Source organism: Burkholderia sp. ABCPW 111 (assembly GCF_000773065.1).
Taxonomy (GTDB): domain Bacteria; phylum Pseudomonadota; class Gammaproteobacteria; order Burkholderiales; family Burkholderiaceae; genus Burkholderia; species Burkholderia savannae.
In genome coordinates, this window is record NZ_JPWT01000054.1 from 30158 (window position 1) to 47262 (window position 17105).

Genomic DNA, 17105 nt, shown 5'->3' on the forward strand with positions numbered 1-17105 from the left:
CGGGCCGGCTCGCGGCCCGTTTGCTGCGGGTGCAGCACGCAGCGCCCGGCGCGACGATGCGCGAATCCGGGCGCTCGCGCCGTGCGTTACTTCACCTTCGCGGCTCGCGCGAGCGCGGCGACCGCGCTCTTCGAGTCCTGCTGCGAGTTCATGAACTTCGTCACGACGTCGGTGATCGCGCCCGCCGTCGCGTCGCTCTGCGCCATGCCGTGCGCGAGCGACGGCACGTAGCCGCCGGCCTTGATCGCCGTCTGCTCATCAGCGTAGGACTTCTTCGCGCAATCGTCGAACTTGTCCATCTTCACGCCGAGACGCACGGGGATCGAGCCTTTCAGCAAGCTGAACTGCTCCTGGAACGCGGGCGTCATGATCGTCTTCGCGAGCGCGATCTGGCCGGGCGTCGCCGCCTTCTGGCCCTTCTGCTGGAAGAACACGAACGAGTCGACGTTGAACGTGTACGCATTCGCCGTGCCCGGCACCGCCGCGCAGATGTAGTCCTTGCCCGACTTCTTGCCGGCCGCCTCGAACTCGCCCTTCGCCCAGTCGCCCATGAACTGCATGCCGGCGCGGCCGTTGATGACCATCGCGGTCGCGAGGTTCCAGTCGCGGCCGTTGCGGCCGGAGTCGAAGTAGCCCTGGATCTTGCGGACCGTGTTGAAGACTTCGAGCATCTTGTCGGACGTGAGCGTCTTCTGGTCGAGGTCGACGAGCGCCTTCTTGTAGAAGTCGGCGCCTTGCGACAGCACGACGTCTTCCCACAGCGTCAGGTCCTGCCACGGCTGGCCGCCCATCGCGACCGGCTGGATGCCCGCCGCCTTCAGCTTGTCGGCCACCTGGAAGAATTCGGGCCACGTCGCGGGCGGCTTCGCGCCGATCTTGTCGAGCGCGGCCTTGTTGATGTAGAGCCAGTTCACGCGGTGCACCGAGAACGGCGCCGCGACGGTGTTGCCCTTGTACTTGATGATCTTGTCGATCTCGGGCGGCAGGTTCTGCTTCCAGTCGCCCGCGGCCGCGTCGATGTTCACGAGCACGCCCTGGTCCGCCCAATCCTGGATGAGCGGCCCCTTGATCTGCGCGGCCGACGGCGCGTCGCCGCTGATGACCTTGGTCTTCAGCGCGGTCATCGCCGCGGCGCCCGCGCCGCCCGCGACCGCGAAATCCTTCCAGACGTAGCCCTGCTTCTGCAGGTCGTCCTTCAGCACGCCGACCGCCTTCGATTCGCCGCCCGACGTCCACCAGTGCAGCACCGTGACGTTTTCTGCCGCTTGCGCCGCGGCGGCGCCGAACAACAGGCCTGCGGCGCCGAGCGCGCCCATGATCGCGCGAATTTTCATCAGTTATCTCCTCCAGATTTGGATCGATTCGTCAGGCTTTCGACTACGCGGATGCGCGAAAGCCGGCTTTGCTACGGAACGACACGGGAAATCGAGCCGCGAACGACGCATGATCGATGCGTTCGGGCCGATGCCGGCCGCGGGCTCTTAGGAACTGAGTGACTCGAAATTCAACGACCGTCTCCTCTTTGGGCTAACCGGTTCCGCCGCCTCGCGGCTCGAACCCGGGGCAGCGACGCCGCGCGAACATGCGCTTCATCAATGTCCGATAACATTTGCCGCGTGCGGCGCGCGCGCCGCACGGCCCGCCCGAAGACCGCGCCTCTTCATGCCGTGCGCTTCTTTTCTTCGTTCGGGTGCTACCCCTTGCGGCGGATTGTAGTTAAACTACAATTCAGTGTCAAAAATATTTTTATCGCACTACGGCCCGCGTCGCGGGCATCCCCAAACGGCGGAGACACATGCATACCGATTCGAGCTTCACCTTCGTTCTCTTCGGCGGCACCGGCGATCTGTCGATGCGCAAGATCCTCCCCGCGCTCTTCGAGGCTCACCGCGCGAACATGCTGTCGGAGGCCGGCAGGATCGTCGCCGTGGCCCGCCATGCGGCCGACCGCGACGGCTACCTGCAGTGGATCGACGAGCACGTGAAGCCGCATGCGGCGAAGGCGGCGGGCGGCGCGTTCGACGCAGCGGTCTGGCAGAGCTTTCTCGAGCGCATCGTCTACGTGAAGCTCGACCTCGGCCGCGCGGAGGACTACGCGCTGCTGCGCGACACGGTCGGACGCTTGTCCGGCATCCGCGTGTTCTACCTCGCGACGGGCCCGTCGCTCTTCGTGCCGATCTGCAAGGCGCTCGCCGCCGTGGGCCTGAACGAAGGCGCGCGGATCGTGCTCGAGAAGCCGCTCGGCTATGACCTGCGCTCGTCGAACGCGATCAACGACGCGGTCGGCGAGATCTTCGCCGAAGACCAGATCTACCGGATCGACCACTATCTCGGCAAGGAGCCGGTGCAGAACCTGCTCGCGCTGCGCTTCGGCAACGCGCTGTTCGAGCCGCTGTGGCGCCGCGAGTGGGTCGAGAGCATCCAGATCACGATCGCCGAGGAGCTCGGCGTCGAGGCGCGCGGCGATTTCTACGACAATACGGGCGCGCTGCGCGACATGGTGCAGAACCACCTGCTGCAGTTGCTGTCGATCGTCGCGATGGAGCCGCCGCACTCGATGGATTCCGATTCGGTGCGCGACGAGAAGCTGCGCGTGCTGCGCGCGTTGAAGCCCGTCGATCCGCGCGACATCGGCAAGGTCGCCGTGCGCGGCCAGTATCACGCGGGCGTGATCAGGGGCGCGCAGGTGCCCGCGTACGCGACCGAGCCGGGCGTGAAGCCCGAGAGCCCGACCGAGACGTTCGTCGCGCTGAAGGTCGAGATCGAGAACTGGCGCTGGGCCGGCGTGCCGTTCTTCCTGCGCACCGGCAAGCGCCTCGCCGACCGCGTCGCGGAAATCGTCGTCAACTTCCGGCCGGTGCCGCACTCGGCGCTTGGGCCCACCGCGCTGCGCGCGGGCGCGAACCGCCTCGTGATCCGGCTGCAGCCGAACGAGTCGATTCGACTGTACTGCCTCGCGAAGCAGCCGGGCGAAGGGATGAACCTCGCGAGCGTGCACCTCGATCTCGCATTCGATCAGTTCTTCAAGGAAGGCCAGATGGAGGCGTACCAGCGCCTGCTGCTCGACGTGATCAACGGCCGGCTCGCGCTCTTCGTGCGCCGCGACGAGCAGGAAGCCGCGTGGCGCTGGGTCGAGCCTATCCTGAACGAATGGGCGCGCTCGGCGAAGCCGCCGAAGCCGTACGCGGCCGGCACCTGGGGCCCCGCCGCCGCGAGCGCGATGCTCGCGCAGCACGGCACCTGCTGGCTCGAAGAAGAAAACTGACGTAACGCGGCGCGCGTGCGGCCTTCGCCCGCGCGCCGCCCGACGGTTCCCACCGAATTCATTCAATTCAATAAAAGCAGTCTGGAGGAGAAGTGATCGAGGTTCACGCTTTCGAAACCCCGCGCGCGCAATCCGAAGCGCTCGCGCAAGCGGTCGGCGAGGCGCTCGCGGCGGCGCTCGCGCGCAGCGCGCGCGCGACGCTCGCCGTGTCGGGCGGCACGAGCCCGCGGCCGTTCCTGCAAACGCTGTCGGGCGCCGCGCTCGACTGGCCGCGGATCGACGTGACGCTCGTCGACGACCGCTGGGTGCCCGACACCGACGACGCGAGCAACGCGAAGCTCGTGCGCGAGACGCTGCTGCGCAACGCGGCCGCGCAAGCGCGCTTCGCGCCGCTCGTCGACGTGCGCGAGTCGCTCGACTCGCAGATCGCGGCGCTCAACCAGAGCCCCGCGCACCCGCTGCCCGACGTCGCCGTGCTCGGCATGGGCGAGGACGGCCACACCGCGTCGATCTTCGCGGACGCGCCCGAATGGGACCGCGCGATCGCGACGGCCGAGCGCTTCGTCGCCGTCCACCCCGGCGCCGCGCCGCACGCGCGCGTGAGCCTGTCGCTCGATGCGTTGAAGCGCATCGAGCGCCTGTTCCTGCTGATCGCGGGAAGCCGCAAGCGCGAGGTGCTGGAGGCGGCCGCGGCCGCGCCGCAAAAGAACGCGATTTCGCAACTGGCCAACGACAAGGGGACGAAGCTCGATGTCTACTGGTGCGCAAACTAAGGCCGCCGCCGCGGCCCAGCACGCCGACGGGCCGCGCCTACTGGCCGACGTCGGCGGCACGAACGCGCGCTTCGCGCTCGAGACGGGCCCGGGCGACATCACGCAGATCCGCGTGTACCCGGGCGCCGACTATCCGACGCTCACCGACGCGATCCGCAGGTATCTGAAGGACGTGAAGATCGGCCGCGTGAATCACGCGGCGATCGCGATCGCGAACCCCGTCGACGGCGATCAGGTCCGGATGACGAATCACAACTGGAGCTTCTCGATCGAGGCGACGCGCCGCGCGCTCGGCTTCGACACGCTGCTCGTCGTCAACGACTTCACCGCGCTCGCGATGGCGCTGCCCGGCCTGACCGACGCGCAGCGCGTGCAGATCGGCGGCGGCGCGCGCCGGCAGAACAGCGTGATCGGCCTGATGGGGCCGGGCACGGGGCTCGGCGTGTCCGGGCTCATCCCCGCCGACGACCGCTGGATCGCGCTCGGCAGCGAAGGCGGCCACGCGACGTTCGCGCCGATGGACGAGCGCGAGGATCTGGTGCTGCAGTACGCGCGCCGCAAGTATCCGCATGTTTCGTTCGAGCGCGTGTGCGCGGGCCCGGGCATGGAGATCATCTACCGCGCGCTCGCCACGCGCGACAAGAAGCGGGTGGCCGCGAACGTCGACACGGCCGACATCGTCGAGCGCGCGCACGCGGGCGACGCGCTCGCGCTCGAGGCGGTCGAGTGCTTCTGCGGAATTCTCGGCACGTTCGCCGGCAATCTCGCGGTGACGCTCGGCGCGCTCGGCGGCATCTACATCGGCGGCGGCGTCGTGCCGAAGCTGGGCGAGCTGTTCCTGCGCTCGTCGTTCCGCGCGCGCTTCGAGGCGAAGGGCCGCTTCGAGGCATATCTCGCGAACATCCCGACCTATCTCATCACCGCCGAGTATCCGGCGTTCCTCGGCGTGTCGGCGATTCTCGCCGAGCAGTTGTCGAACCGCACGGGCGGCGCGTCGTCGGCCGTGTTCGAACGAATCCGCCAGATGCGCGATGCGTTGACGCCCGCCGAGCGGCGCGTCGCCGATCTCGCGCTCAACCATCCGCGCTCGATCATCAACGATCCGATCGTCGACATCGCGCGCAAGGCCGACGTGAGCCAGCCGACGGTGATCCGCTTCTGCCGCTCGCTCGGCTGCCAGGGGCTGTCGGACTTCAAGCTGAAGCTCGCGACGGGCTTGACGGGCACGATCCCGATGAGCCACAGCCAGGTGCATCTCGGCGACACCGCCACCGACTTCGGCGCGAAGGTGCTCGACAACACGGTGTCGGCGATCCTTCAGTTGCGCGAACACTTGAACTTCGAGCACGTCGAGCAGGCGATCGACATCCTGAACAACGCGCGGCGCATCGAGTTCTACGGGCTCGGCAATTCGAACATCGTCGCGCAGGATGCGCACTACAAGTTCTTCCGCTTCGGCATCCCGACGATCGCTTACGGCGACCTGTACATGCAGGCGGCGTCGGCGGCGCTTCTCGGCAAGGGCGACGTGATCGTCGCGGTGTCGAAGTCGGGCCGCGCGCCGGAGCTTCTGCGCGTGCTCGACGTCGCGATGCAGGCGGGCGCGAAGGTGATCGCGATCACGTCGAGCAACACGCCGCTCGCGAAACGCGCGACGGTCGCGCTCGAAACCGATCACATCGAGATGCGCGAATCGCAGCTGTCGATGATCTCGCGGATTCTGCATCTCGTGATGATCGACATCCTCGCGGTCGGCGTCGCGATTCGCCGCGCCGCGCCGAACGCGGAGCTCGCCGAAGCGATGGCGCGCGCGAAGGCGCGCGCGGGCGCGAGCGCGGACGACGAGGCCGCCGACGTGCTCGACTGGCTGAGCCACGGCGCGGCGCCCGCGGCGAAGGACTGACGAGAGCATTCGACGCGCGCCGCGCCTCGCGGATCGCCGCAAGCCGGAGCCTTCGGGCTCCGGCTTTTTTTTGGTTGCGCGGCCCGGAACCGACGGGCAACGCGTCGACTCGGCTTCCCCACGATTGCACCCGGTTGCGCCGACAGCGGAGCACTTGCGCAACCCACGCGAACGATAGAAGAACTTTCCACGCGGCCGTGTAAATCCGGGATTCTTTGGAAACATTTTCCATTTTGACAAAACTATGCTTGCCTTCACTCGGCACGCATTCGTCACTGCCGTCCGCACCGATGCCGCACGAATCCGCGCGGGCGGCGAACGCCGTCGATGCGACGACGCAGCCGTAAAATCACTCGCTCAGTTTTGTCCCACGGAGATTGAAGATGAAGGCATTCAAACCGATGTTCACGTCAGCACTCGCCGCCGCGCTGTTCGGCATCGCTGCCGCTTCCGCGCACGCAGCCGACCTGCTCGACAGCGTCAAGCAGGCCGGCGTGCTCAAGATCGCGCTCGAAGGCACTTACCCCCCGTTCGACTACCGCAACAGCGACGGCCAGCTCGAAGGTTTCGACGTCGACGTCGCGAAGGAAGTCGCCGCGCGGCTCGGCGTGAAACCGCAATTCATCACGACCGAATGGAGCGGGATTCTCGCCGGCCTGCAGGCGGGCAAGTTCGACGTGATCGTGAACCAGGTCGGCATCACGCCGGCGCGCAAGCAGGCCCTCGACTTCAGCCAGCCGTATGTGTACTCCGCCGCGCAACTGATCCAGCGTGCGGACGACAAGTTCGACTACGGCGCGCCGGGCGCGCTGCAGGGCAAGCGGCTCGGCGTCACGCTCGGCACGAACTTCGCCGATCTCGCGAAGACGCTGCCCGGCGTCGACGTGAAGACGTACCCGGGCGCGCCGGAGAAGCTGCGCGACGTCGCGGCGGGCCGCATCGACGTCAGCATGGACGACCGGCTGATGCTGCCGTACCTGATCAAGAACGCGCACATGCCGCTGCGGCCGGGCGCGACGGTCAAGGGCGGCGAGACGCAGATGGGCATCCCGTTCCGCAAGGGCAATCCGAAGTTCGCGAAGGCGATCGACGACGCGCTCGCCTCGATGCGCAAAGACGGCACGCTCAAGAAGATCTCGGTGCAGTGGTTCGGCGTCGACACGTCGGTCCCCAACGCGCAATAACCGTCACCAACCGCGCGCGTCGGCACGCCCAGGGGCCGCCGGCGCGCCCGTAAATGTTTTGGAGTCCAATTCATGGAAGCGTTCGATGTGGTCGTGCACGCCCTCCCCGTGCTCGCGAACGGCGCGATTCTGACGATGAAGTTCGCGCTCGCGTCGATGGTGCTGGGCCTGATCGTCGGCCTCGTCGTCGCGATCGTGCGAATCGGCAACAACCGGATACTGTCCGCCATCGCGCAAGGCTACGTCAGCCTGATGCGCGGCACGCCGCTGCTCGTGCAGATGTTCGTCGTCTACTACGGGCTGCCCGACATCGGCATCTCGCTGGACCCGACTTCGGCCGGCATCTTGACGTTGACGCTCAACGCGGGCGCCTATCTGTCCGAAAGCATGCGCGGCGCGATCCTCGGCATCGGCCGCGGCCAGTGGGCCGCGTCGCACAGCCTCGGCCTCACGCACGTGCAGACGCTGCGCCACGTCGTCTGCCCGCAGGCGCTGCGCCTCGCGGTGCCGAGCCTCGGGAACACGCTGATCAGCCTCATCAAGGACACGTCGCTCGTCTCCGTCATCACCGTGACGGAGTTGCTGCGCTCGACGCAGGAAGCCATCGCATCGACGTTCCAGCCGCTTCCGCTGTATCTCGCGGCCGCGGCCATCTACTGGGTCCTGAGTACGCTGCTGTCGCGGCTCCAGGTGCGCGTCGAAAAGCGCTGCGTGCTACCGTCGGCGCACTGAACATGCGGCGGCCGTCCGGATCGCGGCACGGCCGCGCGTTGTGCAATTCGCAAGGTTTCCGAACATGATTACTCTCGACAACGTATCGAAGTGGTACGGCGCCCATCAAGTCCTCACCGGTTGCAGCGCAACCGTCACGAAAGGCGAAGTGGTCGTCGTCTGCGGGCCGTCCGGCTCGGGCAAGTCGACGCTCATCAAGACGATCAACGGCCTCGAGCCGTTCCAGCGGGGCGATATCATCGTCGACGGCGCGCGCCTTGGCGATCCGTCGATCAAGCTCGCCCAGTTGCGCGCGCGCGTCGGCATGGTGTTTCAGCATTTCGAACTGTTTCCGCACCTGTCCGTGCTCGAGAACCTGACGCTCGCGCAAATCAAGGTGCTGCGCCGCGACCAGGACGAGGCGCGCGACATCGGGCTGCGCCTGCTCGATCGCGTCGGCCTGAAAGCGCATGCGCAGAAGTTTCCCGGCCAGCTGTCGGGCGGACAGCAGCAACGCGTCGCGATCGCGCGTGCATTGTCGATGAACCCGATCGCGATGCTGTTCGACGAGCCGACATCCGCGCTCGATCCTGAAATGATCAACGAAGTGCTCGACGTGATGGTCGAGCTCGCGCGCGAAGGGATGACCATGATCTGCGTCACGCACGAGATGGGATTCGCACGCAAGGTCGCGAATCGGGTGCTCTTCATGGACAGCGGCGTGATCGTCGAAGACGCGGCGAGCGCGACGTTCTTCAGCACGCCGCGCTCCGAGCGCGCGCGCGACTTTCTCGACAAGATCCTGCACTGACCCGCTTGGCCTGCCGCCGCCCGGCGGCGTCATGACGACCCGACACCTCCACCCGGCATGAACACGACGACGCTTTCAACCAAACTGAACACTTTCGCCCGCCTGAATCTGATCGATGCGGCGACGCCGCTGCAACGGCTGCCGCGCCTGTCGGCGCACGTCGGCCGCGACGTCTACGTGAAGCGCGACGATTGCACGCCGCTCGCGATGGGCGGCAACAAGCTGCGCAAGCTCGAATTCCTCGCCGCGGACGCGCTCCGTCAAAACGCGGACGTGCTCGTGACGGCAGGCGCGATCCAGTCGAATCACGTCCGGCAGACCGCAGCGCTCGCGGCGCAACTCGGCCTCGACTGCGTCGCGTTGCTCGAAAACCCGATCGGGACCGCGCGCGACGATTACCTGCGCAGCGGCAACCGGCTGCTGCTCGATCTGTTCCGTGTGCGCGTGCACGACGTCGACAACCTCGACGACGCCGACCGGCAGCTCGAAGCGGCCGCGCAACGGCTGCGCGACGAAGGACGTCGCCCGTACGTGATTCCGATCGGCGGCTCGAACGCGCTCGGCGCGCTCGGCTACGTGCGCGCGGGGCTGGAACTCGAACAGCAGATCCGCGCCGCGTCGCTCGACTTCTCGGCCGTCGTGCTCGCATCCGGCAGCGCGGGCACGCACGCGGGCCTCTCGTTGGCGCTCGCGCATGCCTTGCCATCGCTGCCCGTGATCGGCGTCACGGTGTCGCGCACCGATGCCGCGCAGCGCCCGAAGGTGCGGCAACTGCTCGACCGGGCGAGCGCATTGCTCGGCGTCGAAACGCCGGCCGAGACGCGCATCGATCTGTGGGACGACTACTTCGCGCCGCGCTACGGCGAGCCCAATCGCGCGGGCAACGACGCAGTCAGGTTGCTCGCGCGAACCGAGGGGCTGCTGCTCGATCCCGTGTACACGGGCAAGGCGATGGCCGGCCTGCTCGACGGCATCGCGAGCGGCCGCATCGAAGGAAACGGCCCGGTGCTGTTCCTGCATACGGGCGGCGCGCCCGCGCTGTTCGCGTATCGCGACGCGTGCGGCGCGAACGCATGACGTCGCGCGAACGCTGAAGCGCCGTCACCCCGCGTTCGCGCACATCGCCGCGCCCGACGGCATCCGGCGCTATCTGTCGTCGCAATACGGCGTCGCGCACGCGTCGCGCACGCGTCGTGACCGCGCGACGCCGAACGCGGCCCTTCGTGCCGCGCGGCAACCGGCGCCAGCGGCAACGAAAAGCCGCATGCCGGCGGCGGCGCGCGCAAGCCGCCGGCTTCGCTACGCGACGTCGACGTTGCGGAACCTGCCCTTCACCGGCAGGCCATGCCAGCGCAGCACGAGCATGCGCCCGCCGAGGCACAAGAGGCCCGAGACGCCGATCGTCACGCCCATCGCGAACGGCGTGCCGTCGGCGAGCGCGCCGATCGCGACGCTCGCGAGCGCGCCGAGCGCGAGCTGCATCGCGCCGAACACCGCGGCCGCGGCGCCCGCGTTGTGCGGATAGCGGTGCATCAGGTCGGTCGTGCAATTGGCCGACAGAATCCCGACGACGCCGACGACGAAAAAGAGGCTCGCGACGATCGACCACAATCCGCCCAGCCCCGTCAGCGCGAAGAACGCGACGGCAAGCGACGCCGCGCAGCTCAGCAGCGACGCGCCCGCGATGATCTTCAGCGATCCGACGCGGCCGATGAGGCGCGTGTTCAGGAAGTTGCCGAGCATGATGCCGACGACGTTCAACCCGAACAGCAGCCCGTAATGCTGCGGCGACACGTGGAAGTAATCGATATAGACGAACGGCGTCGCGGTGATGTACGCGAACATCGACGCGAACGCCATTCCGCCGCACAGCATATGGCCCCACGCGACCGGATCGGCGACGATGCGCCCGTATGCGGAGAACGATGCGAGCACGGCCGAGCTCGCGCGCTTCTCGCGCGGCCAGGTCTCGGGCACGCGCAGGAACGCGGCCGTCGCGCAGACCGCGCCGAACAGCGTGAGCACGACGAACACGCCGCGCCAGCCCGAGAAGCGCAGCACCTGCCCGCCGATGAGCGGCGCGAGGAGCGGCCCGATCGCGGTGACGATCGCGACCATCGACAGCACCTTCGCCGCGTCGGCCGGCTCGTGCGCGTCGCGCGCGATCGCGCGCGCGAGCACCGACGCCGCGCCCGCGCCGAACGCTTGCAGGAAGCGCACGACGACCAGCATGTCGATCGACGCGGCGACGAAGCAGCCGACGCTCGCGAGCGTGAAGAGCGCGATGCCGCCGAGCAGCACGGGCCGGCGGCCGTAGGTGTCGGACAGCGGTCCGTAGAGCAGCATGCCGATCGAGAAGCCGGCCATGAAGCTCGTCAGCGTGCGCTGCGCGGCGGCGGCGCTCACGCCGAAGCCGGCCGCGATCGCGGGCAGGCTCGGCAGGTACATGTCGGTGGCGATCGGCCCGCACGCGGCGAGCGCGCCGAGCAACAGGATCAGCCGGCCGTCCGGCCGGCGTCTTGCGACGTGAGGCATTGGAATTCCACGGAAGCGGCCGCCGTGCGCGGGTGGGCGCGCGCGACGGCCAGGCAAGGAGGGCGGCGCCCGGTCGGGCCGCCGCGAGGCTCGATTGTACGCGACCGGTTGCCGGCGTTCTTGATGCAGGGCCGACTGGAGTGGCCGGCGTGATGTCCGGCGCATGGCGGTTTGGCGGTTTGGCGGGTCGGCGGGTCGGCGGGTCGGCGGGTCGGCGGGTCGGCAGGTCGGCAGGTCGGCAGGTCGGCGAGTCGGCAGGTCGGCGAGCGGCGGGTCGGCGGGCCCACGCCGCGTTTCATGATCCCGGCCATCGTCTCCGCGCGCCGCCGTCGCGCGGCGTCCGCGCATCGGTTAAGCTCGGCGTTTTCGTTGGACGATTCCGCGCCGAGCTGCCGACATGACCGCCTTCCTGCTGATCTGGAGCCCCAAGAAATGGCCTTGGCCCGAGCTGCCCGAAATGGCCGCGCGCGTGAAGGCGGGCGAAGCGGTCGCCGACGTCTGGGGCTGCGGCTTCTCGCGCAGCATCCTGCCGGGCGACCGCGTGTTCCTGCATCGTGTCGCGAAAGAGCCGAAGGGCGTGTTCGGTTCCGGCTACGTGACGCGCGAGCCGTACGAGGTGCCTGATCCGCAGACGAAGCGCGGCTACCGGCTTTGCATCGACTTCGTCTACGACTGGCTCGTCGACGGCCACAGCGAAGTCGTGATCCCGCGCGACGCGCTGCGCGCGCATCCGTTCTCGGTGCAGACGTGGGACGCGCAGACGTCGGGCACGTCGATCAAGCCGATGGTCGAGGGTGCGCTCGAAAAACGCTGGGCCGAACTCACCGGCAAGCGCAAGCCACCGAAGCGCGCATAGCCGGCGCACCGCCGCTCGTCACGCGCCGCCCGTCGGGCGGCGATTCGTACAGCGATTCGTACGGCAATTCGCGCTGCAATTCGTGCTGCAATTCGCGCGGCGATTCGCCCCGCGCCTCATCCCGCCGTTCGCCGCGGCGAACAACGTCAATCGGCACCGAACCACGACCCATTCGTCGATCGACGCGACGAATCCGTCCGGCACCGCAGGAATCGCGCGAATCTCGCCGCGCCCGAGCGTCGATCGCGAACCGTTCCTCGATACGCCGCGCCGCGGCGTCGCCCGGACCCGCGTTGCCCGCGCTCCGCCCACACGCCCCGCCCCGCGCGCCGAACCGCCGCAGCGCCGGGAAAGCCCGCGCCGCGCGTCTCCGGTACAATCGGTCGGATCGATACGCCCGACGCGAGCCGCGGCGCTTCGCCGCTCGCGCGCACTCTCTCGCAGGTCCAATTCATGTCGAACAATCAGACTCTCTTCGAACGCGCTCAGCGAACCATCCCGGGCGGCGTCAATTCGCCGGTGCGGGCGTTCCGCTCGGTCGGCGGCACGCCGCGCTTCGTCGCGCGCGCGCAAGGCGCGTACTTCTGGGATGCGGACGGCAAACGCTACATCGACTACATCGGCTCGTGGGGCCCGATGATCGTCGGCCACGTGCATCCGGACGTGCTCGCCGCCGTGCAGCGCGTGCTCGCCGACGGCTTCTCGTTCGGCGCGCCGACCGAGGCCGAGATCGAGATCGCCGAGGAAATCTGCAAGCTCGTGCCGTCGATCGAACAGGTGCGGATGGTGTCGAGCGGCACCGAAGCGACGATGAGCGCGCTGCGCCTCGCGCGCGGCTTCACCGGCCGCAGCCGGATCGTCAAGTTCGAAGGCTGCTATCACGGCCACGCGGACAGCCTGCTCGTGAAGGCGGGCTCGGGGCTCCTCACGTTCGGCAATCCGACCTCGGCGGGCGTGCCCGCCGACGTCGCGAAGCACACGACCGTCCTCGAATACAACAACGTCGCGGCGCTCGACGAAGCGTTCGCCGCGTTCGGCGACGAGATCGCCGCGGTGATCGTCGAACCCGTCGCGGGCAACATGAATCTCGTGCGCGGCACGCCCGAGTTCCTGAACGCGCTGCGCGCGCTCTGCACGAAGCACGGCGCCGTGCTGATCTTCGACGAAGTGATGTGCGGCTTTCGCGTCGCGCTGGGCGGCGCGCAGCAGCACTATGGAATCGCGCCGGACCTCACGTGCCTCGGCAAGGTGATCGGCGGCGGAATGCCGGCCGCCGCGTTCGGCGGCCGCAGCGACATCATGTCGCATCTCGCGCCGCTCGGCGGCGTCTATCAGGCGGGCACGCTGTCGGGCAACCCGATCGCGGTCGCCGCGGGCCTCGCGACGCTCAAGCTGATCCAGGCGCCCGGCTTCTACGACGCGCTCGCTCAAAAGACGCGCCGGCTCGCCGACGGTCTCGCCGCCGAAGCGCGCACGGCCGGCGTGCCGTTCTCGGCCGACGCGATCGGCGGGATGTTCGGCCTCTACTTCACCGAGCACGTGCCGGCGAGCTTCGCCGACGTGACGAAGAGCGACACCGAGCGCTTCAACCGCTTCTTCCATCTGATGCTCGACGAAGGCGTGTATTTCGCGCCTTCCGCGTACGAAGCGGGCTTCGTGTCGAGCGCGCACGACGACGACACGCTCGACGCGACGCTCGCCGCCGCACGCCGCGCGTTCGCGGCGCTGCGCCCCTGATCTGCCGCACGACTGACAGGACGAATCGATGTTCTCGGAAAGCGACTTCACCCACATGCAGCGCGCGCTCGCGCTCGCCGCGCGCGGGATGTACACGACGACACCGAATCCGCGCGTCGGCTGCGTGATCGTCAAGGACGACGTCGTGATCGGCGAGGGCTTCACGCAGCCGGCGGGCCAGGATCACGCCGAAGTGCAGGCGCTGAAGGACGCGCGCGCGCGCGTCCACGACCTGCGCGACGCGACCGTCTACGTGACGCTCGAGCCGTGCAGCCACTTCGGCCGCACGCCGCCGTGCGCGCACGCGCTGATCGACGCGCGCGTCGGCAAGGTCGTCGCGGCGATGGAGGACCCGAACCCACAGGTGTCCGGGCGCGGCCTCGCGATGCTGCGCGACGCGGGCATCGACGTGCGCTGCGGCCTGCTCGCGCACGAGGCGCACGAAATGAACATCGGCTTCGTGTCGCGAATGACGCGCGGCCGGCCGTGGGTGCGGATGAAAACGGCCGCGTCGCTCGACGGCCGCACGGCGCTCGCCTCCGGCGAAAGCAAATGGATCACGGGCGACGCCGCGCGCGACGACGGCCACAAGTGGCGCGCGCGCGCGTGCGCGATCCTGACGGGCATCGGCACCGTGCGCGAAGACGATCCGCAGTTGAACGTGCGCGGCGTCGACACGCCGCGCCAGCCGCGCCGCGTGCTGATCGACAGCCGCCTCGACATTCCGCTCACCGCGCGCCTGCTCGAAGGCGGCTCGCTCCTCATCTTCTGCGGCGCGCTCGATTCGCAAAGCGAAGCGCGCGCGCTGGCGCTGCGCGAGCGCGGCGCGGAGATCGTGCCGCTCGCGAACGCGCGCGGCAAGGTCGACCTGCCCGCGATGCTCGCCGTGCTCGGCGAACGCGGGATCAACGAACTGCACGTCGAGGCGGGCCACAAGCTGAACGGCTCGCTGCTGCGCGAGCGCTGCGTCGACGAGCTGCTCGTCTATCTCGCGCCGAGCCTGCTCGGTGCCGACGCGGCCGCGATGTTCGATCTCGCCGCGCCGGCGTCGCTCGCCGATCGCACGCGCCTCGCGTTCCACAGCGTCGAGCGCGTCGGCGACGACCTGCGCATCCTCGCGCGCTTCGCGCCCGCACACGCGAGCGCGCCCCCCACTCACTGATAACGGAACCCGACACGATGTTTACCGGAATCGTCGCGGCAGTCGGCCGCATCGAAACGATCGAGCCGATCGCCTCCTCGCCCGACGCGGGCGTGCGCCTCACGCTGCGCGCGGGCGGGCTCGACCTCGCCGACGTCGCGCTCGGCGACAGCATCGCGATCCAGGGCGCGTGCATGACGGTCGTCGCGAAGACGGCCGACACGTTCGATGTCGAGGTGTCGCGCGAAAGCCTGAACAAGACGGTCGGCCTCGCCGAACCCGGCGACGTGAATCTCGAAAAGGCGCTGCGCGCGCACGATCGCCTGGGCGGCCACATCGTGTCCGGGCACGTCGACGGGCTCGGCGCCGTCACGCGCTTTGCGCCCGTCGGCGAATCGCACGAACTACGGGTGCTCGCGCCGCGCGAGCTCGGCCGCTACCTGGCCTACAAGGGCTCGATCACCGTCAACGGCGTGAGCCTCACCGTCAACGCCGTCGAGGACCGCGACGACGGCTGCGAATTCTCGATCAACCTGATTCCTCATACGGTCGAGGTGACGACGCTGCGGCATCTGAAGCCGGGAGCGAAGGTCAATCTGGAAATCGACATGATCGCGCGGTATGTCGAGCGGATGACGACCGCGCCGAAATAAGCGCCCGCCCCGACACGTCCGGCGCCGCGCGCCGCCGGACGCGCCCGGGGTGCGACGCATGCGCGCGCGACCGGGCATCGGAACGATCGGCTCTTCGGCGCGCGCATGGCGCCCTTTACGCCTGCTCGCCGTGCGCGACGCATCGCGCGCCGATCTTCACCGACGCTCGCAAACACCCGCCGGACGGCCGCCGCCGGGCTATCCGGCCGCATCGTCGCACGCGCCGCCGTCGGCCATTCGGCCAACGCGCCGGCCGCCCTCGCCGCATCCGGCTAAAACCCGGCCGGCGTGGCGTAAAATACGCGCTTTCCCTTGCCCTGATCCTTTTATGACGCTCGCCTCCACGCCCGACATCATTGCCGAGCTCAAAGCCGGCCGGATGGTGATCCTCGTCGACGAAGAAGACCGCGAAAACGAGGGCGACCTCGTGCTCGCCGCCGAGTTCGTCACGCCGGAAGCGATCAACTTCATGGCCCGCTACGGCCGCGGCCTGATCTGCCTCACGCTCACGCAGGAGCGCTGCAAGCAGCTCAACCTGCCGCTCATGACGTATCGCAACGGCACCCAGTACGGCACCGCGTTCACGGTCAGCATCGAGGCGGCCGAAGGCGTGACGACGGGCATCTCGGCCGCGGACCGCGCGCGCACGATCGCAACGGCGGTCGCGCACGACACGCGCGCCGAGCACATCGTGCAGCCGGGCCACGTGTTCCCGATCATGGCGCAGCCGGGCGGCGTGCTCGTGCGCGCGGGCCACACCGAGGCGGGCTGCGACCTGACCGCGCTCGCGGGCTTGACGCCCGCCGCGGTGATCTGCGAGATCATCAAGGACGACGGCACGATGGCGCGCCTGCCGGACCTGATCGAATTCGGCAAGGAGCACGACCTGAAGATCGGCACGATCGCCGATCTGATCCACTATCGCAGCCGCACCGAATCGATCGTCGAGCGCGTCGCCGAACGCACGATGCAGACCGCGCACGGCCCGTTCAAGGCGGTGCTGTACCGCGATCACCCGACGGGCTCGCCGCACATCGCGCTCGTGCGCGGCAAGCCCGCGCCGCACGACGAAACGCCCGTGCGCGTGCACGAGCCGCTGTCGGTGCTCGACCTGCTCGAGACCGGCGTGTCGACCCACTCGTGGACGCTCGACGCCGCGATGAAGGAAATCGCCTCGCGCGAGCTCGGCGTGATCGTGCTCCTGAACTGCGGCGACACGAGCGAGCATCTCGTCGACGTGTTCCGCGCGTTCGACGAGAAGGAAAAGGCGGCCGTGCTCAAGCGCCGGCCGGTCGATTTCAAGACGTTCGGCATCGGCGCGCAGATTTTACGCGACGTCGGCGTCGGCAAGATGCAGGTGCTGTCGAATCCGCGCAAGCTCGGCAGCATGTCCGGCTACGGTCTCGAAGTCACCGGCTTCGCGCCGATGCCGGGCGGCGCGGCATCCGCCTGCGACGCCGCGTGACGGTTTCGTGTCGTAGTGTCGTACCGTTGTCAGCCTGTGCTGCAGCCCCTATCACCGCTCATCCACTCCAC

13 protein-coding genes and 1 pseudogene are annotated in these 17105 nt (G+C 68.6%); 12 read left to right on the plus strand and 2 right to left on the minus strand.

From position 1 onward, the window contains the following. Positions 1–86 precede the first annotated feature (86 nt). Positions 87–1334 (minus strand): ABC transporter substrate-binding protein, encoded by a 1248-nt coding sequence (locus X946_RS08245; RefSeq protein WP_038745724.1) that lies wholly within the window; start codon positions 1332–1334, stop codon positions 87–89. Positions 1335–1795: 461 nt separating this feature from the next. Here X946_RS08245 and zwf point away from each other — a divergent pair, with 461 nt between their 5' ends. The 7 genes from zwf (at position 1796) to X946_RS08280 (ending at position 9724) form a co-directional block, all read left to right on the plus strand. Then, on the plus strand, positions 1796–3265 hold the full coding sequence (zwf, locus tag X946_RS08250) for a glucose-6-phosphate dehydrogenase (RefSeq protein ID WP_038745725.1): 1470 nt from the start codon (positions 1796–1798) through the stop codon (positions 3263–3265). A gap of 92 nt (positions 3266–3357) precedes the next feature. Further along, entirely contained in the window at positions 3358–4038 is a 681-nt protein-coding gene (gene pgl / locus X946_RS08255) for a 6-phosphogluconolactonase (protein WP_038745727.1), read from the plus strand. Next, positions 4016–5941 carry a bifunctional transcriptional regulator/glucokinase gene (locus X946_RS08260; protein WP_038745729.1) on the plus strand — a complete coding sequence of 642 codons (1926 nt, stop codon included), beginning with the start codon at positions 4016–4018 and terminating at the stop codon, positions 5939–5941. Before pgl ends, X946_RS08260 begins: the two co-directional genes overlap by 23 nt. Positions 5942–6324: 383 nt before the next feature. Continuing rightward, the gene (locus X946_RS08265) at positions 6325–7125 is read left to right on the plus strand and encodes a transporter substrate-binding domain-containing protein (RefSeq protein ID WP_038745828.1); all 801 of its coding nucleotides are present in this window, start codon (positions 6325–6327) and stop codon (positions 7123–7125) included. Positions 7126–7197: 72 nt separating this feature from the next. Next, positions 7198–7857, plus strand: coding sequence for an amino acid ABC transporter permease (locus X946_RS08270; protein WP_038745731.1), 660 nt, complete (start codon positions 7198–7200; stop codon positions 7855–7857). A gap of 64 nt (positions 7858–7921) precedes the next feature. Beyond that, positions 7922–8647 carry an amino acid ABC transporter ATP-binding protein gene (locus X946_RS08275; RefSeq protein ID WP_038745733.1) on the plus strand — a complete coding sequence of 242 codons (726 nt, stop codon included), beginning with the start codon at positions 7922–7924 and terminating at the stop codon, positions 8645–8647. Between the two features lie 57 nt (positions 8648–8704). Beyond that, entirely contained in the window at positions 8705–9724 is a 1020-nt protein-coding gene (locus tag X946_RS08280; protein ID WP_038745735.1) for a D-cysteine desulfhydrase, read from the plus strand. Between the two features lie 222 nt (positions 9725–9946). Here X946_RS08280 and X946_RS08285 read toward each other — a convergent pair whose 3' ends face one another. Continuing rightward, positions 9947–11182 carry a Bcr/CflA family multidrug efflux MFS transporter gene (locus X946_RS08285; protein ID WP_038745737.1) on the minus strand — a complete coding sequence of 412 codons (1236 nt, stop codon included), beginning with the start codon at positions 11180–11182 and terminating at the stop codon, positions 9947–9949. Between the two features lie 397 nt (positions 11183–11579). On the opposite strand from X946_RS08285, the gene X946_RS08290 reads away from it, so the two are divergent. From X946_RS08290 to ribBA, 5 genes and pseudogenes are all read left to right on the plus strand, one after another. Then, positions 11580–12038, plus strand: a complete 459-nt coding sequence (locus X946_RS08290) for a hypothetical protein (protein WP_038745739.1) — start codon at positions 11580–11582, stop codon at positions 12036–12038. 315 nt (positions 12039–12353) lie between these two features. Then, positions 12354–13775, plus strand: a pseudogene (hemL, locus tag X946_RS08300) (glutamate-1-semialdehyde 2,1-aminomutase); the annotation flags it as partial. 28 nt (positions 13776–13803) lie between these two features. Continuing rightward, positions 13804–14937, plus strand: a complete 1134-nt coding sequence (gene ribD / locus X946_RS08305) for a bifunctional diaminohydroxyphosphoribosylaminopyrimidine deaminase/5-amino-6-(5-phosphoribosylamino)uracil reductase RibD (protein WP_038745745.1) — start codon at positions 13804–13806, stop codon at positions 14935–14937. Between the two features lie 17 nt (positions 14938–14954). Further along, a complete protein-coding gene (locus X946_RS08310) occupies positions 14955–15569 on the plus strand; it encodes a riboflavin synthase (protein WP_038745747.1) in 615 nt (204 codons plus the stop codon). Positions 15570–15897: 328 nt separating this feature from the next. After that, entirely contained in the window at positions 15898–17034 is a 1137-nt protein-coding gene (gene ribBA / locus X946_RS08315; RefSeq protein ID WP_038745749.1) for a bifunctional 3,4-dihydroxy-2-butanone-4-phosphate synthase/GTP cyclohydrolase II, read from the plus strand. Positions 17035–17105 lie beyond the last annotated feature (71 nt).

Excerpts from the sequence above, each read along its gene's own strand:
- X946_RS08245 (WP_038745724.1), bottom strand. The coding sequence starts at position 1,334 with ATGAAAATTCGCGCGATCATGGGCGCGCTCGGCGCCGCAGGCCTGTTG.
- zwf (WP_038745725.1), top strand. The coding sequence starts at position 1,796 with ATGCATACCGATTCGAGCTTCACCTTCGTTCTCTTCGGCGGCACCGGC.
- X946_RS08260 (WP_038745729.1), top strand. The coding sequence starts at position 4,016 with ATGTCTACTGGTGCGCAAACTAAGGCCGCCGCCGCGGCCCAGCACGCC.
- X946_RS08265 (WP_038745828.1), top strand. The coding sequence starts at position 6,325 with ATGAAGGCATTCAAACCGATGTTCACGTCAGCACTCGCCGCCGCGCTG.
- X946_RS08270 (WP_038745731.1), top strand. The coding sequence starts at position 7,198 with ATGGAAGCGTTCGATGTGGTCGTGCACGCCCTCCCCGTGCTCGCGAAC.
- X946_RS08275 (WP_038745733.1), top strand. The coding sequence starts at position 7,922 with ATGATTACTCTCGACAACGTATCGAAGTGGTACGGCGCCCATCAAGTC.
- X946_RS08280 (WP_038745735.1), top strand. The coding sequence starts at position 8,705 with ATGAACACGACGACGCTTTCAACCAAACTGAACACTTTCGCCCGCCTG.
- X946_RS08285 (WP_038745737.1), bottom strand. The coding sequence starts at position 11,182 with ATGCCTCACGTCGCAAGACGCCGGCCGGACGGCCGGCTGATCCTGTTG.
- X946_RS08290 (WP_038745739.1), top strand. The coding sequence starts at position 11,580 with ATGACCGCCTTCCTGCTGATCTGGAGCCCCAAGAAATGGCCTTGGCCC.
- ribD (WP_038745745.1), top strand. The coding sequence starts at position 13,804 with ATGTTCTCGGAAAGCGACTTCACCCACATGCAGCGCGCGCTCGCGCTC.
- X946_RS08310 (WP_038745747.1), top strand. The coding sequence starts at position 14,955 with ATGTTTACCGGAATCGTCGCGGCAGTCGGCCGCATCGAAACGATCGAG.
- ribBA (WP_038745749.1), top strand. The coding sequence starts at position 15,898 with ATGACGCTCGCCTCCACGCCCGACATCATTGCCGAGCTCAAAGCCGGC.